Annotated in this window: 22 protein-coding genes; 11 read left to right on the top strand and 11 right to left on the bottom strand. The window is 71.4% G+C overall.

What is annotated here, in order from left to right; genetic code table 11:
• Positions 1-61: 61 nt before the first annotated feature.
• From ACWFR4_RS02740 to ACWFR4_RS02730, 3 genes are read left to right on the top strand one after another with little or no spacing between them, the layout of a single operon-like run.
• Positions 62-1,375 carry a multidrug effflux MFS transporter gene (locus ACWFR4_RS02740; protein ID WP_453650393.1) on the top strand — a complete coding sequence of 438 codons (1,314 nt, stop codon included), beginning with the start codon at positions 62-64 and terminating at the stop codon, positions 1,373-1,375.
• Positions 1,309-2,499, top strand: a complete 1,191-nt coding sequence (locus ACWFR4_RS02735) for a serine hydrolase domain-containing protein (RefSeq protein ID WP_453650391.1) — start codon at positions 1,309-1,311, stop codon at positions 2,497-2,499. The genes ACWFR4_RS02740 and ACWFR4_RS02735 overlap by 67 nt, the downstream gene beginning before the upstream one ends.
• 31 nt (positions 2,500-2,530) lie before the next feature.
• Positions 2,531-3,547: a small ribosomal subunit Rsm22 family protein gene (locus ACWFR4_RS02730; protein ID WP_453456873.1), complete on the top strand. Its 1,017-nt coding sequence runs from the start codon at positions 2,531-2,533 to the stop codon at positions 3,545-3,547.
• Positions 3,548-3,616: 69 nt separating this feature from the next.
• Here the strand turns inward: ACWFR4_RS02730 and ddaH are convergent, their stop codons facing one another.
• Both ddaH and ACWFR4_RS02720 read right to left on the bottom strand, forming a co-directional pair.
• A complete protein-coding gene (gene ddaH, locus ACWFR4_RS02725; protein ID WP_453456870.1) occupies positions 3,617-4,468 on the bottom strand; it encodes a dimethylargininase in 852 nt (283 codons plus the stop codon).
• A 196-nt stretch (positions 4,469-4,664) separates the two neighbouring features.
• A complete protein-coding gene (locus ACWFR4_RS02720) occupies positions 4,665-4,847 on the bottom strand; it encodes a DUF6243 family protein (protein WP_453456868.1) in 183 nt (60 codons plus the stop codon).
• Positions 4,848-5,005: 158 nt separating this feature from the next.
• Here ACWFR4_RS02720 and ACWFR4_RS02715 point away from each other — a divergent pair, with 158 nt between their 5' ends.
• Positions 5,006-5,632 carry a TetR/AcrR family transcriptional regulator gene (locus ACWFR4_RS02715; protein WP_453650389.1) on the top strand — a complete coding sequence of 209 codons (627 nt, stop codon included), beginning with the start codon at positions 5,006-5,008 and terminating at the stop codon, positions 5,630-5,632.
• On the opposite strand, the gene ACWFR4_RS02710 is transcribed toward ACWFR4_RS02715, so the two are convergent.
• Positions 5,619-6,449, bottom strand: a complete 831-nt coding sequence (locus ACWFR4_RS02710) for a glycerophosphodiester phosphodiesterase (RefSeq protein WP_453650387.1) — start codon at positions 6,447-6,449, stop codon at positions 5,619-5,621. The two genes, ACWFR4_RS02715 and ACWFR4_RS02710, sit on opposite strands and share 14 nt — an antisense overlap.
• Positions 6,450-6,629: 180 nt before the next feature.
• On the opposite strand from ACWFR4_RS02710, the gene ACWFR4_RS02705 reads away from it, so the two are divergent.
• Entirely contained in the window at positions 6,630-7,355 is a 726-nt protein-coding gene (locus ACWFR4_RS02705; RefSeq protein WP_453456934.1) for a bifunctional DNA primase/polymerase, read from the top strand.
• A gap of 57 nt (positions 7,356-7,412) precedes the next feature.
• Here ACWFR4_RS02705 and ACWFR4_RS02700 read toward each other — a convergent pair whose 3' ends face one another.
• The 4 genes from ACWFR4_RS02700 to efeO all read right to left on the bottom strand — a co-directional run bounded on the left by ACWFR4_RS02700 (position 7,413) and on the right by efeO (position 11,805).
• On the bottom strand, positions 7,413-8,399 hold the full coding sequence (locus ACWFR4_RS02700; RefSeq protein ID WP_453650385.1) for a hypothetical protein: 987 nt from the start codon (positions 8,397-8,399) through the stop codon (positions 7,413-7,415).
• Between the two features lie 69 nt (positions 8,400-8,468).
• Positions 8,469-9,326, bottom strand: coding sequence for an iron uptake transporter permease EfeU (efeU, locus tag ACWFR4_RS02695; protein WP_453456861.1), 858 nt, complete (start codon positions 9,324-9,326; stop codon positions 8,469-8,471).
• Positions 9,327-9,333: 7 nt separating this feature from the next.
• Positions 9,334-10,617, bottom strand: coding sequence for an iron uptake transporter deferrochelatase/peroxidase subunit (efeB, locus tag ACWFR4_RS02690; RefSeq protein WP_453456858.1), 1,284 nt, complete (start codon positions 10,615-10,617; stop codon positions 9,334-9,336).
• 30 nt (positions 10,618-10,647) lie between these two features.
• A complete protein-coding gene (gene efeO / locus ACWFR4_RS02685) occupies positions 10,648-11,805 on the bottom strand; it encodes an iron uptake system protein EfeO (RefSeq protein ID WP_453650383.1) in 1,158 nt (385 codons plus the stop codon).
• A 206-nt stretch (positions 11,806-12,011) separates the two neighbouring features.
• Here efeO and ACWFR4_RS02680 point away from each other — a divergent pair, with 206 nt between their 5' ends.
• The gene (locus tag ACWFR4_RS02680; protein ID WP_453650381.1) at positions 12,012-12,653 is read left to right on the top strand and encodes a PhzF family phenazine biosynthesis protein; all 642 of its coding nucleotides are present in this window, start codon (positions 12,012-12,014) and stop codon (positions 12,651-12,653) included.
• Here ACWFR4_RS02680 and ACWFR4_RS02675 read toward each other — a convergent pair whose 3' ends face one another.
• Together ACWFR4_RS02675 and map are read right to left on the bottom strand one after the other, a co-directional pair.
• Complete coding sequence (locus ACWFR4_RS02675) at positions 12,654-13,304, bottom strand: biliverdin-producing heme oxygenase (RefSeq protein ID WP_453650379.1); 651 nt, start codon at positions 13,302-13,304, stop codon at positions 12,654-12,656.
• Positions 13,305-13,449: 145 nt separating this feature from the next.
• Complete coding sequence (gene map / locus ACWFR4_RS02670) at positions 13,450-14,307, bottom strand: type I methionyl aminopeptidase (protein ID WP_384674585.1); 858 nt, start codon at positions 14,305-14,307, stop codon at positions 13,450-13,452.
• Between the two features lie 58 nt (positions 14,308-14,365).
• Here map and ACWFR4_RS02665 point away from each other — a divergent pair, with 58 nt between their 5' ends.
• Entirely contained in the window at positions 14,366-14,599 is a 234-nt protein-coding gene (locus ACWFR4_RS02665; RefSeq protein WP_116502387.1) for a hypothetical protein, read from the top strand.
• 436 nt (positions 14,600-15,035) lie between these two features.
• On the opposite strand, the gene ACWFR4_RS02660 is transcribed toward ACWFR4_RS02665, so the two are convergent.
• Positions 15,036-15,638 (bottom strand): hypothetical protein, encoded by a 603-nt coding sequence (locus ACWFR4_RS02660; RefSeq protein WP_375991346.1) that lies wholly within the window; start codon positions 15,636-15,638, stop codon positions 15,036-15,038.
• An 82-nt stretch (positions 15,639-15,720) separates the two neighbouring features.
• On the opposite strand from ACWFR4_RS02660, the gene ACWFR4_RS02655 reads away from it, so the two are divergent.
• From ACWFR4_RS02655 to ACWFR4_RS02645, 3 genes are all read left to right on the top strand, one after another.
• Positions 15,721-16,803, top strand: coding sequence for a sialidase family protein (locus tag ACWFR4_RS02655; RefSeq protein WP_453456931.1), 1,083 nt, complete (start codon positions 15,721-15,723; stop codon positions 16,801-16,803).
• A 9-nt stretch (positions 16,804-16,812) separates the two neighbouring features.
• Entirely contained in the window at positions 16,813-17,517 is a 705-nt protein-coding gene (gene npdG, locus ACWFR4_RS02650) for an NADPH-dependent F420 reductase (protein WP_326713286.1), read from the top strand.
• Between the two features lie 110 nt (positions 17,518-17,627).
• Positions 17,628-17,825: a hypothetical protein gene (locus tag ACWFR4_RS02645; RefSeq protein ID WP_453650376.1), complete on the top strand. Its 198-nt coding sequence runs from the start codon at positions 17,628-17,630 to the stop codon at positions 17,823-17,825.
• Here the strand turns inward: ACWFR4_RS02645 and ACWFR4_RS02640 are convergent.
• Positions 17,815-18,615, bottom strand: coding sequence for a site-2 protease family protein (locus tag ACWFR4_RS02640; RefSeq protein WP_453456842.1), 801 nt, complete (start codon positions 18,613-18,615; stop codon positions 17,815-17,817). The two genes, ACWFR4_RS02645 and ACWFR4_RS02640, sit on opposite strands and share 11 nt — an antisense overlap.
• A gap of 248 nt (positions 18,616-18,863) precedes the next feature.
• On the opposite strand from ACWFR4_RS02640, the gene ACWFR4_RS02635 reads away from it, so the two are divergent.
• Positions 18,864-22,229: a BTAD domain-containing putative transcriptional regulator gene (locus ACWFR4_RS02635; protein ID WP_453650374.1), complete on the top strand. Its 3,366-nt coding sequence runs from the start codon at positions 18,864-18,866 to the stop codon at positions 22,227-22,229.
• Positions 22,230-22,243 lie beyond the last annotated feature (14 nt).

Genomic DNA, 22,243 nt, shown 5'->3' with positions numbered 1-22,243 from the left:
CAACCAATGCACCTGAGCTGAGAGCATAGGTAATCGAATGAACGACCGGGAGGGGAACCGCATGCCGGATCACGGCCGCCAGCACGCGTCCGCGCGTGAAGCGCAGCGCATACCCGGGGCACCACCCGTCGCGGGCCCCACGCTCACCGCCCGCCGCCGCACCGGCTTTCTGGTCACCCTCGTACTCGGCGGACTCACCGCCGTACCCCCGCTGTCCATGGACATGTACCTCCCGGCGCTGCCGGAGGTCACCGACGCGCTGCGCACCTCGGCCGCCACCGCCCAGCTCACCCTCACCGCCTGCCTCACCGGCATGGCGCTCGGCCAGCTCGCCGTCGGCCCGATGAGCGACAAGTGGGGCCGCAGGCGCCCCCTCCTCATCGGCCTCCTCGTCTACATCGTCGCCACCGCGGTCTGCGCCCTCGCCCCCACGGCCCCGCTCCTCATCGGCTTCCGCCTGGTGCAGGGCCTCGCCGGGGCCGCCGGCATCGTGATCGCGCGGGCGGTCGTGCGGGACCTGTACGACGGTGTCGAGATGGCGCGCTTCTTCTCCACCCTCATGCTGATCTCCGGCGTCGCCCCGGTCGTCGCGCCCCTCATCGGCGGCCAGGTCCTGCGGATCACGGACTGGCGCGGCATCTTCGTCGTCCTCACCGTCGTCGGCATCGCGCTGACCGCCCTCGTCTGGAAGGGCCTGCCCGAGACGCTCGCCCCCGAACGGCGGCACGGCGGCGGCACCGCCGAGGCGCTGCGCACCATGCGCGGCCTCCTCGCCGACCGCGTCTTCACCGGCTACATGATCGCGGGCGGCTTCGCCTTCGCCGCGCTGTTCGCGTACATCAGCGCCTCGCCGTTCGTGGTCCAGGAGATCTACGGCGCCTCGCCCCAGACCTTCAGCCTCCTGTTCGGCATCAACTCGGTCGGCCTGATCGCCGTGGGCCAGATCAACGGCAAGCTCCTCATCGGCCGCGTCAGCCTCGACAAGGCGCTCGCCGTCGGCCTCTGCGTCATCGCGCTCGCCTCCGCCGCGCTCCTGCTCATGGCGACCGGCGTCTTCGGCGACGTGGGACTCGTACCGATCGCGGCCGGACTGTTCGTCCTCATGTCCGCGATGGGCCTCGCCATGCCCAACACCAACGCCCTCGCCCTGATGCGCACCCCGCACGCCGCGGGCTCCGCGTCCGCGCTCCTCGGCACCTCCTCCTTCCTGGTCGGCGCGATCGCCTCACCGCTCGTGGGCATCGCGGGCGAGGGCACCGCCGTCCCGATGGCCGTGGTCCAGCTGGCCTGCGCCCTGGCGGCCATCGCATGCTTCATGGGACTGTGCCGCCCCTGGCGGCGCGGGACCGAGCCGACGCGGGAGGCGGAGCACTGAGTACCCCACGACTGCGCCCCGGCACCCCCGAACGCGCCGGGCTCGACCCCGACGAGCTGCGCCGCCTCGTCCAGGACGTGCGCGAACTGCCCCGCGGGGCGCGCCCCTGGTGCGCGGGCGCCGTCGTCCTCGCCGGCCGCGGCCCGGTCGTCGCCGCGCACGAGGCGGCGGGCTGGGCGTCGCGGTATCTCGCCTACGACGAGACGGCCGACCGGGGCGTCGAGCTCCCACCCGCGTCCCGCGTCCCCATGCGCCCCGACACGGCTTTCGACCTCGCCTCCCTCACCAAGCTGTTCACGACCGTCGCCGCCGTGCAGCAGCTGGAGCGCGGCACCCTCGGCATCGACGCGCGGGTGGGCGCCTACATCCCCGAGTTCACGGCCGCCGCCGAGCACGACGTCACGATCCGCCAGCTCCTCACCCACACCTCCGGCCTGCGCCCCGAACTCCCGCTGTACGACTGCCCGGACGACGCGGCGCGCCTGACGGCTCTGCGCACTGAGGCCCCGTCGTCCCCGCCCGGCGCCCACCTCTACTCCGACCTCAACATGCTGCTGCTCCAGCACGTCCTGGAGCGCATCGCGCAGCGCCCCCTGGACGCTCTCGTGCGCGACGGCATCACCCGGCCCCTCGGCATGACCGCGACGGGCTTCGGCCCGCACCCCGGCGCCGCCGCCACCGAGGACCAGCGCCGCCCCTGGGCCAAGGCCGACCGGGGTCTGCTGCGCGGCATCGTCCACGACGAGAACGCCTGGGCCCTCGGGGGCGTCACCGGGCACGCGGGCCTCTTCTCCACGGCGTACGACCTCGCGGTCCTGTGCCGCACCCTGCTCAACGGCGGCTCGTACGGCACCGCACGCATCCTCGGTCCCGACTACGTCGAGCTGATGTTCACGGCCCCCGGCTTCGGCTTCCAGCTCGACCAGCCCTGGTTCATGGGCGAGCTGGCGGGCCGCGGCGCGGCCGGACACTGCGGCTTCACCGGCACGTCGCTCGTCCTCGACCGCGTCACGGACACGTTCCTGATCCTCCTCGCGAACACGGTCCACCCGCGCCGCAGGCCCCCGCAGAACGGGCCGCGCGCCTCGGCGGCGACGCGTCTCGCGCGGGCCGTGGGCGCGTAGGCGGACCCCGGCGCGACCGTAGAATCACAGGGTGAACGCCCCCCTCTCCTCTTACTCGCCGACCTCCCCGGCCGACACCCTGCGCGCGGCGCTCGCGGGGCTGCTCGACGGGCTGCCGCCCACGCAGGCGGCGCGCGCCGTCGAACGGCTGATCGCGAGCTACCGGGGGACCACCCCGACGGATGCGCCGATCCTGCGGGACCGTGCCGACGTCGCCGCCTACGCCGCATACCGGATGCCGGCCACCTTCGAGGCGGTCCGCTCGGCGCTCGGCGCGCTCGCCGACGCGGCGCCGGAGGGCTGGGTGCCCGGGAGCCAGGTCGACGTGGGCGGCGGGACGGGCGCCGCGGTCTGGGCCGTCGCCGACACCTGGGCGGGCGAGCGCGATGTCACCGTCCTCGACTGGGCGGAGCCCGCGCTCGCCCTCGGGCGTGAACTGGCCGGTTCCTGCGACCGGTTGGCCTCCGCGCGGTGGCAGCGCTCACGTATCGGAGCGGCGCTCACCATCGAGAGCGCCGATCTCGTGACGGTGTCGTACGTCCTCAAGGAGCTGACCGCCGACGACCGCCGCGCCGTGGTCGACGCCGCGGCCGCCGCCGCGAGCCCCGACGGGGCCGTGGTCGTCGTCGAGCCCGGCACCCCCGACGGCTACGAGCGGATCATCGAGGCGCGCCGCCGCCTGACCGACGCCGGATTCCACATCGCCGCGCCCTGCCCCCACAGCGAGGCCTGCCCCATCGAGCCCGGCACCGACTGGTGCCACTTCTCGGCCCGGGTCAGCAGGTCGTCTCTGCACCGCCAGGTCAAGGGCGGCTCCCTCGCGTACGAGGACGAGAAGTTCAGCTACGTGGCCGCGACCCGGTTCGCGCCCGAGCGCCCCGCGGCCCGGATCACCCGCCGCCCTCAGATCCGCAAGGGCCAGGTACTCCTGGACCTGTGCGAGGCGGAGGGCGCGCTGGGCCGCGAGACGGTGACGAAGCGGCACGGGCCGCTGTATCGGGCGGCCCGCGACGCCGACTGGGGCGACGCCTGGCCTCCGGCCCCGTAGGGGGCGCCGCTTGCTGTTTCGCCGTGGTGTGCGGGCAGCCACGACGCGGCCCGCACTCGGCAGACAGGCTCAGGCCCCGAGCTCCAGGCCGGCGCGCAACTCCTCACCGCGAAGCTCCGACGTGCAGCACTTCACGCTGCCGCCTCCCTTGAGCAGCTCCGAGAGATCCATTCCGAGCGGCTCGAACCCACGGGCCCGCAGCGGTTCGAACAGACCGACGGCCGCGTGCGGCAGCAGCACATGCAGGCCGTCCGAGACGGCGTTCAGGCCGAACACGGCAGCGTCCGGCTCCGTGGCGATCAGCGCGTCGGGGAAGAGGCGTTCGAGGACGGCCCGGCTGCCCGGTGAGAACGCGTCCGGGTAGTACATGACCTCGTCCGCCCCGTCGTCGAGGACGGCGAGCGCGGTGTCCAGGTGGTAGTAGCGCGGGTCGACGAGGTCGAGGCCGATGACCGGGCGGCCGAAGAACTCCTGCGCCTCGGGGTGCGAGAGCGGACTGGAGCGGAAGCCCCGGCCGGCCAGGATGTACGAGGCGGTGACCGCGAAGTCGCCCTCGCCCTCGTTGATGTGGACGGGCTCGTGGACCGCCGTGTAGCCGCGCTCCCTGAACCAGTCCAGGTGCGCCGCGGCCTCGGCGGTGCGCTGGGGATGGGCGAACCGGGCCCCGAGCACCCGTCCGTCGACGACGGTCGAGCCGTTCGCCGCGAAGACCATGTCGGGCAGGCCGGGGAGGGGTTCGAGCTCGTCGACGCGGTGACCGAGCGAGCGGTAGCGGTCCCGCAGGTCCTCCCATTGCGCGAGCGCGAGCGGGGCGTCGACCGGCTTGGCGGGGTCCATCCAGGGGTTGATCGAGTACGTGACTTCGAAGTGTGCCGGTGGGCACATCAGGAAACGCCGGGGTGTGGCGCGGCGACCAGGCAATGAGGGCTCCTCACGACCGCAGTGGCAGATGCGCCCATGGTGCGGTGTGAGGAGCCCTGACCGCTGTGCACCGAACGGGTGGTCCCTCTGAGTCACCGGCCTGCAGGTCGCGGGCCGGCAACCCACCGGCCCGCGGGCCACCGGCACACAACCCGCCGCCCCCGTCACCCGTCGGGGCCCCGCTCTCACGACGGCGTCACGAACTCTCGCCCGTCGTGCGCTCCTCCCGGAGCCTGCGCAGCAGCTCCCGTTTCTGCGCCTGCGGGTCGAGCCCGCCGCCGACCCGGCCGCCGCGGCCGCCGCCGCGCAGGGTCTTGCGGGAGAGATTGCTGCGGGTGCCGCCGACGCCCAGCATGTTCCCGGATCCACCTCGGCTCATCGTGGTCTCCCTTCGAGTCCGCTGTCCCGGGCGGGAGTTGAACCGCCCGGAGCGAGACGAAGCGTCTCGCCAACGGCGTCCACTGTCAGCGAGACGGATCGTCTTGTCAAGGGAGTTGAGACGGTACGTCTCGCCTCGCTCGCTGATACATTCGAGCCATGGCCCAGAAGACCGCTCCCGACTCCAACCGCCGCAGCGAGCGCTCGCGCCGCGCGATCTACGACGCCGCCCTCGCCCTCGTCAGCGAGATCGGCTACCCCAAGACGACCATCGAGGGCATCGCCGCCCGCGCGGGCGTGGGCAAGCAGACGATCTACCGCTGGTGGTCCTCCAAGGCGGAGGTCCTCATGGAGGCCTTCATCGACCTCGGCGTCCAGGCGGCGGAGGCGGCCGGAGCGGGCGACTGGGCGGAGGCGGACGGCATCCCGGACACCGGCGACATCGAGGCCGACCTCAAGGCGGTCCTGCGTGCCACCGTCGACGAGCTGCTCGACCCCCGCTACGACGCCCCGGCCCGCGCCCTCGCCGCCGAGGGCGTCGCCAACCCGGCCTTCGGCGAGGAGTTCGTCGGCCGCCTCCTGATGCCCTCCCTCGAGCTGTACGCGCGCCGGCTGCGCGCCGCGCAGGACGCCGGCCAGATCCGCGCCGACGTCGACCCGTACATCGCCCGCGACCTGTTCTCCGCGCCGCTGGCCCAGCGCTGGCTCCAGGGCACGGGCCCCCTGGACCACGCCTACGCCGACGCCCTCGTCGAGTACGCCCTCTACGGGCTCAGCCCGCGCTGACCCGCGCCCGCACGTCCGACGGGGTGCGGGCCAGCAGGCCCGGCGCGTCCGAGATCACGCCGTTGCAGCCGAGCTGCAGCACCCGGTCCCGCTGCCGCGGCGAGTTCACCGTGTGCGCCCACACCCGCGGGATCCCGGACCGCGCGGCCCGTACGAGATCGGCGTCGCGCGCCTGGTAGTCCACGTCGAGCAGGTCGACGAACCGGGCCCAGCGCGCCGGGCGGTCGGTGCGCATCTGGCTCTTCGAGCGCCACAGCTGCGACGTGAGGCCCATGTCGTGGGCGCGCAGGGCGACGGCGGGGTCGTTGGAGTTCACGAACACCGACCTGACCAGGCCCCGGCGTCGGATCATCGCATCGAGCCCGTCCAGGCTCCGCGGGTCTTTTGCCTCCAGTGTCAGCACGATGCGCCCGCCCAAGCGGTCGAGGACCTCGTCGGCCGTCGGCAGCGGCTCGGCGCGCCAGCGGCCCGGCAGCGAGGCCTTCGGGCGCATCCGCACGTGCGCCCACTGCCGCGCGTCGAGTCTGTCCACCGGGCCCGACGTGTACGTCGTGCGGTCCAGGGTCGGGTCGTGCATGACCACGATCGTGCCGTCGCGCAGCATCCGGGTGTCGAGGTCGAGGACCTGCGCGGTACCGCGCGCGTAGGCGGCCGTCAGGCCCGACATGCTGTTCTCCGGGACCTCCAGGGCGCCGCCTCGGTGCGCCGTGTAGACGATGCCGTGGAGGCTGTCGACGGTCAGGGGGCCGGAGCCCCACTCGAGTGGGGCGAGAGCCAGGAGCCCGCCGAGGCCCGTCAGCGCAATCCGTGTGACCATGCCGACCACGGTAGGCGCGCAAATCCCCGTAAACCCGCTAATGACACCCGATTATCTTCCGCGTCTCGTATCGCTCGGCATCGCCCCGGGTACCCCGGATGTGGACTGTGGCCACCCGCGGCGCAGGATGGTGCGACCATGGGACATGCTTCTCGGTACTACGGCGAGGTGAGGGGATTGATGGGCGCGGAGTACGGCCGCCGGTCCGGCGGACAGGGCAGGATCTCCCAGTGGCTGCGCGCCAGGCGCCCGAAGGAGACCGAGGGCGACGACGGTCGCGAGGCGCTGCTCCTGGCAGCGGCCGACGCGGGACTGCCGCTCGCACCCGCCGCTTACCCCACCGACTACCGGTGTTCGTGCAGCCGCATCGGCTGTCCCACGCCCGGCAGGCACCCCGTCTCGTTCGCCTGGCAGACGCAGTCCACGACGGACCGCGGCCAGATCGAGCGCTGGGCCAGGCATCAGCCGCAGGCCAACTTCGTCACCGCGACCGGCATGGTCCACGACGTCCTGGACGTCCCCCTGGAGGCGGGCCGCGAAGCCCTCGAACGCCTCCTTGCGGCAGGCATCGACGTCGGCCCCGTCGCCGAGTCCGGCGGCGATCGCATGCTTTTCTTCACCGCCACCCGCGGCACCCCCGAGGACGAGGACGAGTGGTGGCCCTGCGAGCTGGACTGCCACCCCGAGACGATGGACGAGCACCCCGGCCTGCGCTGGCACTGCCGCGGCTCGTACGTCCCCGTGCCGCCCGCCCGGCTCCCCGGTGACCTGACCGTCGACTGGCTGCGCGGCCTCGAACACCCGCTGCCGGACCCGCTCACCCTGCTCGAAGCCCTCACGGACGCCTGCGCACGCTACGTGGGCGAGGAGAAGGACTTCACGACAGCCTGGCCCTCGCGCGGCTGACGGGAGAGGGCCGGAACCTCGCAGAGAGCCCCAGGGCCTTTCGATTGACGAAAGACCCTAGCTGCCCTTCGCGCCCGTCAGACCCTCCAGCCGCGTCAGTATCTCGACGTCGCCGCCCTTGGCCGGGTCGACGGCGACCTGGTTCGAGATGCGCTCCAGCGTCAGCGACTGCTTGACGTCGCCGGTCATCAGGGCCTTCACGTTCTCGTTGTCGACCGTGATGCTCAGGCCCTTGGACGCCGTCTGCTTCTCGTAGTGGTGCGTCGCGAAGAACACCATCGCCCCGCCGTCCGCGGTCCGCAGACCCAACGGCGCGTAGTCGCCCGACGTCATCGGCTCGTCGACGTACTGCCGGGCAAGGCCCGGACGGCTCGCGTTCTTCTCCCGCGTGGTCCGCCACTGCGACGTGTGCCGGCCCGGCGCGAAACCGTCCCCGCCGTCCTTCAGATACGTCGCGTACTTGCGGCTCATGTCCTGCGGCGCCACCGCGAGCCCCGCGGCGTCCGCCGTCACGGGCCGCGCCCAGCCGTCCTTGTCCCTCTTGAACTCGGGGACGTCACCGGGCGACATGAGGGTCAGATACGCCACCTGCCACGGCCGGTTCACAGCGTCGCGGGTGAAGACGAGCATCCACCGGAAGTCGCCGCCCCGGTTGGCCTTCGTGTTCGCGACGAACCAGCGGGGCCAGCCCGCCTTCTTGGGGATGGCGTACTCGGCGTCCGACAGCTCCAGATCCGAGTGGTTGGCGTTGCCGTCGGGGTGGTTGGTGTGACCGGCCTTCAGCTTGGCGGCGTCGATCGCGCCGAGCGCGCCCGTCACATGGGCCTCGTCGAGTGACCCGTCATACGCCTTGTCGGCCTTGTTGTACGCGGTGGTGAAATCCTTCAGGGCGCGGGCGGCCTCGGCCTTCGTGGCCGCCGGGAGGACCTCCCGCTCCCCGTGCACCGTCACACACCCGCTCGCCGTCAGCGCCACGGCGGTCGCGAGGGCCGCCGCCGTAACCGGCTTCCTGAGACCACGAGGCCTGCGGAGGAGCTTGCTCATCGGTTCTCTTCACCTTCCCCTTCCCGGGCCCGAACCCTATCGGGGAGGGGAGCGGCGCGAGCGTCCGGATCAGGCTTTGGCGGACTCGCGGGGCGTCTGCGCCCCGGCCTTGGGCTTCCTGGACAGAAAACCTGACGGCGCGAAGAACACCGCGAGCGTCACGATCAAGTACAGCAGCCAGACGACGACTTGCAGCACGGTCGGATCGGGCTGGAAGTTGAACACGCCCTTGAGGAGCGTGCCGTACCAGCTGTCCGGCGGGATCGTCTCACTGATGTCGAACGCCGTGCTGGACAGCCCACCCAGGAACTGCGCCTCCTGAAGGTCGTGCACGCCGTACGCGAGCACGCCCGCCGCCACGATCACCAGCATGCCGCCGGTCCACGTGAAGAACTTCGCCAGGTTGATCCGCAAGGCGCCCCGGTAGAACAGCCAGCCGAGAACGACCGCCGTCAGAAGCCCCAACAGCACCCCGATGAGCGGCCCGTGCGTGCCGTCGTTCGACGCGCGCACCGACGCCCATACGAACAGGGCGGTCTCAAGACCCTCGCGGCCCACAGCCAGGAACGCGGTCGCGACCAGCGCGGCGGTACCCATCTGCAGAGCAGCGTCCAGCTTGCCGTGCAGCTCCGACTTCAGATGCCGCGCGGTGCGCCGCATCCAGAAGACCATCCACGTCACCAGGCCCACGGCGACGATCGACAGCGAACCGCCGAGCGCCTCCTGCGCCTCGAACGTCAGCTCCTGCGAACCGAAGGTCAGCGCGAAACCGAAGCCGAGCGACACGGCGACGGCGATGCCGATGCCGATCCAGATGGGACGCAGCGCGTCACGCCGGTCCGTCTTCACCAGATACGCAATAAGAATGCAGACGACGAGACTCGCTTCGAGTCCCTCGCGCAGACCGATCAGGTAGTTGCCGAACATCGTGTCCTCATGCCTCCTTGGAGAACAGCGCCCGGCCCCACCAGTCGCCGGAGTCCCGGACGCCCGGCGGGACGGCGAAGACGGCCGAACCCACGTGCTGGATGTACTCGTTGAGCGCGTCGCTGTGCGACAGGTTGCGCTGCACGCGGATGAACCCCTTGCGCACGTCCTTCTGGTAGGCCAGGAAGAACAGGCCGGCCTCCAGACGGCCGAGGCCGTCCGTGCCGTCGGTGAAGGAGTAGCCGCGGCGCAGGATGGTCGCCCCCGCGTTGGAGTCGGGGTGCGCGAGCCGCACGTGCGCGTCCGGCTTCATCGCCTTCAGGAACGGCTCGTCGCGCTCCTTGGCCTTGCCGACCGGGGCACCCTCGCCCTTGTCGCGGCCGAAGACGTCCTCCTGCTCCTGGAGCGACGTACGGTCCCACGTCTCGATGTTCATCCGGATGCGCCGCGCGACGAGGTACGAACCCCCGGTCATCCAGGCCGAGTTGGTGTCCGTGTCCTTGGCGCCGACCCACACGTGCTGGTCCAGACGGGCCGTCTCGGTGCCGGCGATGTTGCGGGTGCCGTCCTTGAAGCCCATCAGATTGCGCGGGGTCTGCGCGTCCGGAGTCGTCGACGACGTCTTGCCGAAGCCGAGCTGGGACCAGCGGACGGCGACCTTGCCGAAGCCGATCCTGGCGAGATTGCGGATGGCATGCACGGCGATCTGCGGATCGTCCGCGCAGGCCTGAATGCACAGGTCGCCGTCACTGCGGGCCTTGTCGAGATTGTCGCCGGGGAACTTCGGCAGGTCGACGAGAGCCTCCGGCCGCCGGTCCGCAAGCCCGAACTTCTCGAACAGGGACGGGCCGAAGCCGATGGTGAGGGTGAGCCGGGACGGCTTGAGGCCGAGCGCCTCGCCGGTGTCGTCCGGCGGCGCCTCGGGCAGCCCGCCGTACGCGCCCTCGCCGACCGCGTGCCCCTCCGTCATGCGGGACGCGGCCTCCGTCCAGTCCTTCAGGAGCTGCACGAACTCGTCGCGGTCGTCGGTCTTCACGTCGAACGACGCGAAGTGCAGACGATCCTGCACCGCGGTGGCGATTCCGGCCTGGTGCGCGCCGTGGAACGACACGGCGCCGCCCGAGTCGGCGACCGGCTGCGGATCGTCACCGGTCCGCGTCACGGCGACGGCGCCCCCCGCGGCGGCGGCACCGAGCGCGAGCCCGGCCCCGCCCACCGCGAGCAGCGAACGACGCGACGGTGTACGGGAGTTGTCCGATCCGACCGAGACATCGGTGGTGGTGTCCGTCATCCCTGACCCCTTACCTGAGTACCCGGAGGGCTACTTGACGACGACGGCGGCGGCGAGCTTGGACAGCGGCTCCGCGAGCGCGTTCACCGCGTCCGAGAGCTCCTTGCGGTCCGTCTTGCCGACCTTGTCGTAGGAGGTGAACTCGTAGGAGGTCTTGTCCTTGCGGTACTTGTCGAGCAGCGTGTCCAGGGCGGCGAACTGCTTGTCGAGCTCCTTCGTCAGCGCGGCGTCGTTCTCCGCGGCGACGGGCTTGAGCAGGTCGTACGCCTTCTCGGCGCCCTCGACGTTGGCCTTGAAGTCGACGAGGTCGGTGTGCGAGTAGCGCTCCTCCTCGCCCGTGACCTTGCCGGTGGCGACCTCGTCGAGGAGCTCCTTGGCGCCGTTGGCCATGGAGGTCGGCGTGATGTCCGCCTTGCCGACGCGGGTCTGCCAGTCCTTGAGGTCCTTGTCGAGCTGCGTCGCCAGCTCCTTCTCCCGCGAGCCGATCTTCTTGTCCTGCCACAGCGCCTTCTCCAGGCGGTGCCAGCCGGTCCAGTCCGTCTTCGGGTCCTGCCCCTCCTCCAGGCCGTCCGCGCGGACATCGACCTTCGGGTCGATGTCACCGAAGGACTCGGCGACGGGCTCGGTGCGCTCCCAGCCGATACGGGACGGCGCGTACGCGGCCTGCGCGGCCTTCAGGTCACCCTTGCGCACGGCGTCCGTGAACGTCGTGACCTTGGGGAGCGTCTCGTCGGCCTGCTCCTGCGCGTAGGTCCGGTAGGCGGCGACGGCCTTGTCCAGACGGGCGTCACGCTTGACGGCCTTGCCGCCGGTGACGGTCACCTTCTGCCGGATGCCGTCGCCCTTCATGCCGGGCTTGCAGGCGATCTCGTACGAACCGGCCTTCACCTCGGCGGTGAGCTTCTGCTTGGTGCCGGGGCCGATGTTCTCGCGCTCGCTGACGATCCGGTCGTCCGGGAACAGGACGTAGACCTCGGTGACCTTGGAGCCCTTGTTCTCTATGGACAGCTCGACATGTCCGGCCGGGAACTCGGTCTTGGAGACATCGCACTTGTCGTCCGTGGCGGTGACCTCGACGACGCGGTCGCCACCGGACTTGGCGTCGCTCTTCTGGGTGCAGCCCGTGACGGCGGCCAGGGTCGCCGCGGTGGCGGCGGCGGTGACAACAGTGAGTCGGACGGCTCGCATGCGGGCTCCAAGACGGTGAGGCACAGTGAGTGAGGCGGACCTAACTTAACCGAGGCTTACCTCAGTGCTACCCAGGGGTCCAGTGATTCAGCTCTCACAAAAAAGCACCGATCGCGCCCCGGCCACAAGCGACCCATGGACGACCCGAAAAATGGCAAACGAATGGCAAAAAGCCACGACGCCCCACCGGATGATTGACTGTCCCGGTGACGGACTACGACGTGCTGCGCGTCTTCTGCGGCCCCCATGGCGACCACGGCAATGAGCTCGGAGTCGTACGAGAGGGAAGCGACGTCCCCGGCGAGGGCGAGCGGCAAGCCCTGGCGGCGAAGCTGGGCTTCAGCGAGACGGTGTTCGTGGACGACCCCGAGCGCGGCGTCATCGACATCTACACGCCGACCACGCGCCTGCCCTTCGCCGGACACCCGTGTGTCGGCACGGCCTGGCTCCTGGACGTGCCCGAACTGGTCACGCCCGCAGGAGTGGTGGGCACGCGACTGGACGGTGAGTTCACCTGGATCGAGGCGCGACCGGAGTGGGCGCCACCGCGGACGCTGCGCGAGTACGGCTCGGCAGCGGAGGTGGAGAAGCTCCAAGTCCCCCCGCCGGGGGAGTGGGTCTACGCCTGGGCATGGGAGGACGCGGCGGCAGGGAGGGTGAGGGCGCGAGGGTTCCCGGGCAGGAACGACGGAATCGAAGAGGACGAGGCGACGGGAGCGGCGGCACTCCTGCTCACGGCACACCTGCACAGAGCCCTGAACATCACACAGGGCAAAGGCTCCCAGATCCTCACGGCCCCCCAGCCGGAAGGCCTGATCGAAGTAGGCGGCAGGGTCCGCCTGACCTGATCAGGCGGCGCTGCTGAACTCCTCGCCAAGAGCCCTGAAGAGAGCGGTGTTGAGGGCGAACGCCCGCTTGCACTCGGCCACGATGCGCAGCTTCTCGAGCTCGTCGACGCGAACCCCGTCAAGCAGGACGCGATAACTCCGCTTGAAAGCGGCAGGGTTCGGAACCCCCTCGAACACATAGAACCGCACGCCATCACCCTTGCGGGCGAAGCCCCAGTTCTTCTCGGCCTTGTCGCGAATGATCTGGCCCCCGGACAGATCCCCCAGGTAGCGGGTGTAGTGATGGGCGACGTAGCCCCCGGGCCAGTCCCGGGCGCACTCGGCGACGCGCGAGGCGTAGGCCTGGGTGGCCGGCAGCGCGGAAACGCCGTCGCGCCACCCGGTCCCCCGGAGGTGGGCCAGATCCCGCTCGATGGCGGGAACCCGGAACAGCTCGGCCTGAATGAACGGACCGGCGACGGCGGACCCCTCCAGCCCCTGCGCCGCCTCCTCCAAGGCCCGGTAGACGAACCAGAGTTGCTCGGTGTACCGGGCGTAGGCGTCGACGCCGAGGGCTCCGCCGAGAAGGTCGCTCATGAACGTGGTGCTCTCGGCCTCTGTGTGCTGCTCGTGGGAGGCGGTGCGGATCAGAGTGGAGAACGGCGTATCCATGAGGCCTCCAGATCACTAAGCTTAGGCTTGCCTAACTTATCAGGTTCCCGACGCGCTGTCGGTAAAAACGCTACCCCGATCGCTCGCCGGGGCAACACAAAAGGCCCGCCCCATGGGAGGGGGCGGGCCTACGGACGAGTCCTCGTCAGGGCAGCGTGAGGATGTCCGCACCGGATTCGGTGACAACAAGTGTGTGCTCGAACTGAGCGGTCCGCTTGCGGTCCTTGGTGACCACGGTCCACCCGTCGTCCCACATGTCGTACTCATGGGTGCCGAGCGTGAGCATGGGCTCGATGGTGAAGGTCATCCCGGGCTGGATGACGGTGGTGGCGTGCGGGCTGTCGTAGTGCGGAATGATCAGGCCGGAGTGGAACGACGAGTTGATCCCGTGCCCGGTGAAGTCCCGCACGACCCCATAGCCGAAGCGCTTGGCGTACGACTCGATGACGCGGCCGATGATGTTGATCTGACGCCCGGGCCGGACGGCATTGATGGCGCGCTTGAGGGACTCACGGGTCCGCTCGACAAGAAGCCTGGACTCCTCGTCGACATCACCGACCAGATAGGTCGCGTTGTTGTCGCCGTGGACGCCGCCGATGTACGCGGTGACATCGAGGTTGACGATGTCGCCGTCCTTGAGAACGGTCGAGTCGGGGATCCCGTGACAGATGACCTCGTTGACGGAGGTGCACAGCGACTTCGGGAAGTTGCGGTAGCCGAGGGTCGAGGGGTATGCGCCGTGGTCGCACATGTAGTCGTGCGCGATGCGGTCGAGCTCGTCCGTGGTCACACCGGGCGCGATGGCCTTGGCGGCCTCCTCCATGGCCCGCGCGGCGATCCGGCCGGCGAGGCGCATGGCCTCGACCGTCTCCGGGGTCTGGATCTCCGGACCCTTGTACGGCGTCGGCGCGGGCTTGCCCACGTATTCGGGACGCCGGATGTTTCCGGGTACGGAACGGGTGGGAGAGAGCTCCCCTGGTACGAGCAGCGACTGGCCAGACATGCCAGCGAGTGTATCGAGCGGCTGTGGGGGACCATGGTCATGGCGAGAGGAGCCGCAGATGGCCCTGTTCAAGAGGCGGACCGTCGGGAAGCCCGGCGAGTGGTACTACTGCCTGGAGCACCAGAAGGTCGAGGAGGGGCCCGAGTGCCCCAACAAGGACCGTTTCGGCCCGTACGCGACGCGCGCCGAGGCGGAACACGCGATGGAGACGGCGCGTGAACGAAACCTCGAATGGGAGACGGACCCCAAGTGGCACGACGCCACGGCCAAGGACGAGAACGACAAATCCTGAGCAGCCGAGGGGGCGCCCCACAGCCGGCTGAGCCGCACACAGACCGGGCGCCCCACCGGCGCTGAGCCGCGTACGAGAGCAAGGCCCGGCGCCGAGGAGCACCCCCACCGACCGGTCGGCCGCGTACGGGACAAGGCCGGGCGTCAGGGAGCAGCGCAGCCCCACCGACCGGTCGGCCGCGTACGAGGCAAGGCCGGGCGCCAGGGATGGCGCAGCCCCACCGAACGGTCGGGCGCCGACGAGACGGGAGGGGGCGCGGGGGCATGTGCGCGCGGAGCCGCCAGCACCACGTACAGGCAATCAACTGGCCAACGTGCACCCGTAGAACAGCGAGCACGTACATGCCCCCGCGTCCCCGCACCCGAAAACGCAACGGCCGACGACACTCCGCACCCAAGAACGCACCAGCACGCCCCACCCACCCTTCAAGCGCCCCCTACCACCCCGCGGGCGGCGGCGAAGTCAGATGATCCGCCAGACGGGACAGCCGGTCGCGGAAGCGCCGCCGAGGCCCCCGGGCCGGCCCACCGACGGGATTCTCACCCGCTGCCGCGCTGACCAGATGCTGCGCCGTATCGAGGTCGAGGTCAGGCCCGGGCGTGAGCGCCTCGTGAGCCATGGCATGCAGATCACGGTCACCCGAGTCGATCGCCAGAACCGTGGCCCCCGCCCGCCGAGCGTCATGCACCCGCTCCAGCAGCTCCTCACCGGGCGCCCCAGGCGCCACGACGAGCAGGGTCTCGCCCCGCCGGGCCGCCTCGATGCGCCCGAGCCCCACCGCAAGATGGGCCGGATCCCCAACCCCCGCCCGGTGCCGCACGAGCGTGGGCGACAGCTCGGGCATGCCGGACCAGGCGGCTTCGTCCACCAGATGCGCCGCGAGATGCCACGGCTCGTACTCGGGCGTGCCGACGAGGAGCAGCCCACCCCCATGCGGCACGACGGAGGTCCGCAGCGCACCCGCGAAGCGGCGCGCGGCGCCCAGCCACTCGGTTCCGGCGAGTACTTCCCGCAGCAGTGCGACCCGTACGGCGTCCATGCCTGCGCATACTGCCGCAACAGTCCACTCGTCAGGTCGAGTTCACCGGGAATTCCTTCTGGGTGGGGAGGGATGGGGGGTGCTGACTGAGACGTCTGTTCCCTTCCGCGCGGGGCGCGAGGGATACGCGAGTTTCCGGATCCCCGCGGCTGTCACGACACACTCCGGCGTGCTGCTCGCGTTCTGCGAGGGACGAGTGGGGTCGAGTCAGGACTACGGGAACATCGACGTGGTCCTGAAGAGATCCACGGACGGTGGCCGCACCTGGGACCCGCTCCAGGTGGTGGCGGCGAACGGCGACGACCTGGCGGGAAACCCGGCGCCGGTGGTCCTGGACACGGGACGGGTCCTGGTCGTCCACGTACGGAACGCGGCGCAGGCCACAGAAGCGGCGATCAGACGAGGCGAGGTGGAGCCCGAGGACGGGCGCCGGATCTGGGTGCAGCACAGCGACGACGAGGGGTTGACCTGGTCCGCACCCAGGGAGATCACGGCGCAGGCAAAAGACAGGACATGGCGCTGGTACGCCACAGGCCCTGGCCACGCGATCCAGACACAGAGCGGACGAGTGGTGGTGCCGGCCAACCACTCACTCCCGCCCGCCGGAGGCGACACCGGGACGGAGGGAAAGTACGACGGAGGCCACTGCCTGCTGAGCGACGACCGGGGCAGGACCTGGCGGCTCGGCTACGTGGACGACCACCCGGACGGCTATGTGAACGTGAACGAGACGACAGCAGCCGAACTGCCCGACGGGCGGCTGTACTTCAACGCCCGCAACGACTCACCGGCGCCGGGCACGAGGGCGGACGCGACATCGCAGGACGGCGGCGAGAGCTTGGTCAAGGCGTTCCGGCCGCAGGCGGGCCTCGTGGGCCCGGTGGTGGAGGGGAGCCTGCTGAGGCTCGGGAGGGTGCTGCTGTTCGCGGGCCCGGCGGACCCCGGGTCCAGGGCACTGATGAGCGTGCGGGCGAGCGAGGACGAGGGTGTCACCTGGCGCGTGGCCCACACGGTCGACGGCCTGCCCGCCGCATACTCCGACCTCGTACAGATCGATGCCTCGACGGTCGGACTCCTCTACGAGACGGGAGACTTCGGCGCGTACGAGACGATCACGTTCAGACGGATCCCGGTCGCCGCGCTACTGGCCCGTACGCCTGAGTAAGGTCACCGTATGACCTCTACCGACAGTGTGCAGAAGGCGCCCGCGAAGGACCCCTGGGACCTCCCCGACGTATCGGGCCTGGTGGTCGGCGTGCTGGGCGGCACGGGCGACCAGGGCCGCGGGCTCGCGTACCGGCTGGCCCGGGCGGGCCAGAAGGTGATCATCGGATCCCGCGCGGCGGAGCGCGCCGAGGCGGCAGCCGACGAGCTGGGCCTGGGCGTCGAGGGCGCGGAGAACGCGGAGTGTGCGCGCCGCAGCGACATCGTGATCGTGGCGGTGCCGTGGGAGGGCCACGGCAAGACACTGGAATCGCTGCGCGAGGACCTCGCGGGCAAGCTCGTGGTCGACTGCGTCAACCCGCTGGGCTTCGACAAGAAGGGCGCGTACGCGCTGAAGCCGGAGGAGGGGAGCGCGGCGGAGCAGGCCGCGGCGCTGCTGCCGGATTCGAGGGTGACGGCGGCGTTCCACCACCTGTCGGCCGTGCTCCTCCAGGACGAGGCGATCGACGAGATCGACACGGACGTGATGGTGCTGGGCGAGGAGCGGGCGGACACGGAGATCGTCCAGGCGCTGGCGGGCCGCATTCCGGGCATGCGGGGAGTCTTCGCGGGCCGGCTGCGCAACGCGCACCAGGTGGAGTCACTGGTCGCGAACCTGATCTCGGTGAACCGCCGCTACAAGGCACACGCGGGGCTGCGGGTCACCGACGTATAGAGCGCGGCCACTGCCGTACGGCTCGACGCGGAGTCGACGTGCAGCCGCGGAAGGGGCATGGGGGACACTGGTCGGCGTACGACCTCTCCGTCCGACAGGAGCCGACCCCCATGCCCCGCCTCGCTCTGTACGCCCTAGTCGTCTGCGTCCTCTCGGTGGTCGCCGCCGTGGTCACCTTCGTGCAGGGCAGCCTGCTCGGCATCGTCTGGGTGCTGCTCGCGGGCCTCACCTCGAACATGACCTGGTACTACGTGCGCCGGGCCAAGGCGGAGAAGCAGGCGAAGGCGGCGGTCGCGCCTACTGCGTGACGACGGGGATCTCAGGGGTGCCCTGCCAGAAGCGATAGAACTCCTGCCCCCAGTAGGTGTCCCACTCGGTGACACCGAGGGAGCGCAGAATCGCGTGGATCGCGTCGAAGAACACCTCGTTCACCCCCGGGAGCCACAGGATGCCGAAGACGGCGAGCAGCCCGAACGGGGCGAACGGCTCCACCTGCCGCCGGAAGCCATGGGACAGCCAGGGCTCGATGACGCCGTAGCCGTCCAGGCCCGGGATCGGCAGGAAGTTCAGGATCGCCGCGGTCACCTGGAGCAGGGCGAGGAAACCGAGCGCGTAGCGGAACGTGTCCGGTACCCCGTTCAGCGCGTCCAGCCAGAACGGCGCCGTGCACACGACGGCGAACAGGACGTTGGTCAGCGGGCCCGCCGCCGAGATGAGGCTGTGCCGCCAGCGGCCCCGGATCCGGCCCCGCTCGATGAAGACGGCGCCGCCGGGCAGACCGATCCCGCCCATGATCACGAAGATGACGGGCAGCACGATGCTGAGCAGGGCGTGCGTGTACTTGAGCGGGTTCAGGGTCAGATAACCCTTCGCGCCGATGGAGATGTCGCCGCTGTGCAGGGCCGTGCGCGCGTGCGCGTACTCGTGCAGACAGAGCGAGACGATCCAGGCGCCCGTCACGAACAGGAAGACGGCGATGCCGGGCTGCGCGGCGAAGTCCGTCCACACGGCCCAGCCGGCGACGGCGGTGACGGCGGCGATGCCGAGGAAGACGGGGCTGATCCTGCGATCGCTGCGACGGGTGGCGGCGGTGGTCATGGAGGATGGCTCCCGGGGTGCGTGCGGCCTGGTGCGGTGCGGGGTCGACGGGCTGACCGTATCGGTGGTGCGGTGTGGGGGGAACGTGCCGGGGCAGGCCCCGGGTTCCGCGAAACCGTCGAAAACGTGCCCACTGCCCCGCCCCGACGGGTATCTGCCCGCCGCCGAAACCCATGCTCCGCGCCCCGGAGCGCCCTCCCGCCGAAACCCGGGCGCGATCCGGCGACACGTTTGGGGACAATGGGCCGGTGCGCTACCGCATCCTCGGCTCCACACAGGCACTCCGCGACGACGGCACGGCCGTCCCCGTCGGCGGGGCGCGGCTGCGTGCCCTGCTGACCGTGCTCGCGCTGCGCCCCGGCCGTACCGTCCCGCCGCAGGTGCTCGCCGACGAGGTGTGGGGCGCCGAGCCGCCCGCCGACGCGACCGGCGCGCTCCAGGCGCTCGTGGGCCGGCTGCGCAGGGCGATCGGCGCCGACGCGGTGCACTCGCTCGACGGCGGCTACCGGCTGGCCGCCACCTCCGAGGACGTCGACCTGTTCCGCTTCGACCGGCTCGTGAGGGACGGGGTACGGGCGCTGGCCGACGGAGACCCGGGAAAGGCCGCGGCCGTCCTCGACGACGCGCTCGCCCTGTGGAGCGGCCCCGCGCTGGCCGATCTGCCGGACCGCTCGGCGGACGCCGCCCGCTGGGAGGCCCGCCACCTCGACGCCCGGCGCACCGGGCTCGCCGCGTCACTCGCGCTGGGCAGGGCCGAGACCGCCCTGCCCGAACTGACCGCGCTGTGCGACGCGCATCCGCTCGACGAACCGCTCCAGGCGCTGCGGCTGCGCGCCCTGCGTGACGCGGGCCGCACCGCCGAGGCGCTGGCCGCCTACGAGGGGGTACGCGTCGAGCTCGCGGAGCGGCTGGGAACCGACCCGGGCCCGGAACTGCGCGCCCTGCACGCCGACCTCCTTGCGCCCCACCCCGCCGTCCCCTCCCCGCAGGGCGCCGGCCCGTCCGCCCCCGTCAAGGCTCCCGCCCCCACCGGCAACCTCCGCGCCCGGCTCACCTCGTTCGTGGGGCGCACCGGGGACATCGGGGCGATCCGTGAGGACCTAGGACGCGTGCGGCTCGTGACGCTGCTCGGTCCGGGCGGCGCCGGGAAGACCCGGCTGTCCCAGGAGGCCGCCGAGGGCATGGATCTTCCGGACGGCGTGTGGCTGGCAGAGCTCGCGCCCGTCGAGGACCCGGACGCCGTCCCGGAGGCCGTCGTCACGGCGCTCGGAGCCCGCGAGACCGTGCTGCGCGGCGCCGGCGCCGAGGAGCTGCGGGCCGCGTCCGACCGGCACGGCGAGGACCCGCTCGTACGCCTGACCGAGCACTGCGCGCACCGCCGCATGCTGCTGATCCTCGACAACTGCGAGCACGTGATCGAGGCCGCCGCCCACCTCGCCGAGCAGCTGCTCAGCCGGTGCCCCGGCGTGACGGTCCTCGCGACGAGTCGCGAACCCCTCGGCGTACCGGGCGAGTTGCTGCACCCGGTGGAGCCGCTGCCGGAGCCGTTCGCCCTGCGTCTGTTCGGCGAGCGGGGCGCCGCCGTGCGGCCCGGGTTCCGGGTCGGGGACGACGAGCGGGCCGCGGCCGAGATCTGCCGGCGCCTCGACGGACTGCCCCTCGCCATCGAACTCGCCGCCGCCCGGCTGCGGATGCTCACGCCCCGCCAGATCGCCGACCGCCTCGACGACCGCTTCCGCCTGCTCACCTCGGGCGCCCGCACCGTCCTGCCGCGCCAGCAGACGCTGCGGGCCGTCGTCGACTGGTCCTGGGACCTCCTCGACGAGGAAGAGCGGACCGTCCTGCGCCGGCTGTCGGTCTTCAGCGGCGGTTGCGACCTCGCGGCCGCCGAGGCGGTGTGCGGCCCCGGCGCCCTCGACGCGATCGGCTCACTCGTGGACAAGTCCCTTGTGGTGGCGGCCCCTTGGGACGGTGACGAGCCTGAGGCCGGAGACGAGGCACACGACGCGGACGACGCACACGACGCGGACGACACCCGCGACCAGGCCGGCGCCATGCGCTACCGGCTCCTGGAGACCGTCGCCGAATACGCCGGCGACCGCCTCGGCGAGGCCGGTGACCGGGCCGACGCCGAGCGCGCCCACCTCACGTACTACCGCGAACTGGCCCGCACCACCGACCCGCAGCTGCGCGGCCACGGCCAGCGCGCCGCCATCGCCCGCCTGGAACGCGAATACGAGAACCTGCGCACCGCCCTGCGGCACGCCGTCGCCGCCCGGGACGAGCAGGAGACCCTCTCCCTGGTGCTCTCGCTGGCCTGGTTCTGGCAGATGCGCGACCTGCGCGTCGACGCCCGCAACTGGTCGCGGGAGGCCACCGAGCTCGGTCCCGACCCGTTCGCCCCGCCCGCCGTCCCCGCGCCCCCGCTCCACGAGCGCTGCACCGATGTCCCACCACCGCTCGGCCCCGAACTCCTCGTGGAGGCGCGGCGCGGGGTGCATCTGCTCCGCCTCGCCTACATGGACATGGAGATGGAGACCTGGCAGACGGAGGAGGGCGGCGCGAAGCTGCGCGCCATCGCGCAGGCGTACAGTCCGGGCCTCCCGCAGACCTGCCGCTCGCCGGGCAACCTCTGGTTCTACGCGGTGATGATGAGCGGCGACATGGAGGCGCTGTGGAACCTCGCCGACGTCACCGTGCGGACCTGCCGCGAACTCGGCTACACCTGGGAGCTCGCCCTCACGCTCCAGTTGCGGGCCAACATCCTCGCCAACCGCAGCGACTGGGCGGGCGACGCCGTCCGGGACGCGGACGAGGCCCTCGAACTGTTCACCCGGCTCGGCGACCGGTGGGGCGTCGCCGAGGCGCTGTCCGCGCGCGGCGAGGCACATGAGCGCAGCGGCGCGTACGCCGCGGCGGCCGAGGACTACACGGCCGCCATCGAGGGCGCCGAACGCCTCGGCGCGCAGGCGCAGGTGGCGATCCTGAACGCGCGGCTCGGGCAGGCCCTCATCGAGGACGGTGACGGCGAGCGCGGCGAGCAGCTGCTGCTCGGCATCCTCGACCCCGGCAAGCGCCATGCGAACGAGGCCTGGCCCGCCGCCCGCATGTTCCTGTCCGGGCGGTACGGATCCACCGGCCGTGTCGCCGAGGCGCGTGAGCAACTGCGGCTCCTGCAGGGCGAGTTCAAGGCGATGAGCTTCGTCGTCTTCCGGGGCTTCATCGTCGGGATGAACGCCTGGCTCGACTCGGAGGACGGCCTCGCGGAGGAGGCCCTCGCCGGCGTCACCGAGGCCCTGGAGCTGTCGACCGACCCGCTGTCCCTGGTGATCGCCCCGCACATGCCCGCCATGCACCTGGTCACCGCCGCCCGCTCCCTGAACCTGAGCGGCGACACGGCCGACGCGCGCGACGCCGCCCGCCTCATGGGCGCCGCCGACGGACAGCTTCCGTCCCGGCATGTGCGGTCCTACCTGGAGCGCGACGCCCGCGCGTCCGCCGAGTCCGCGATCCGTGAGGTCATCGGCGACCGTGCGTACGAGGCCGCGTACGCCGAGGGCGGCGGCCTGTCTCTCGACGAGGCCGCCGCCCTGCTGGGACGCGATCGCGGTTGATCTTCCGATCCGGT

The organism is Streptomyces sp. NPDC055140, assembly GCF_053607285.1.
Note: the sequence above shows the minus strand (reverse complement) of the source record. Positions and strands in the feature narration are given on the sequence as shown.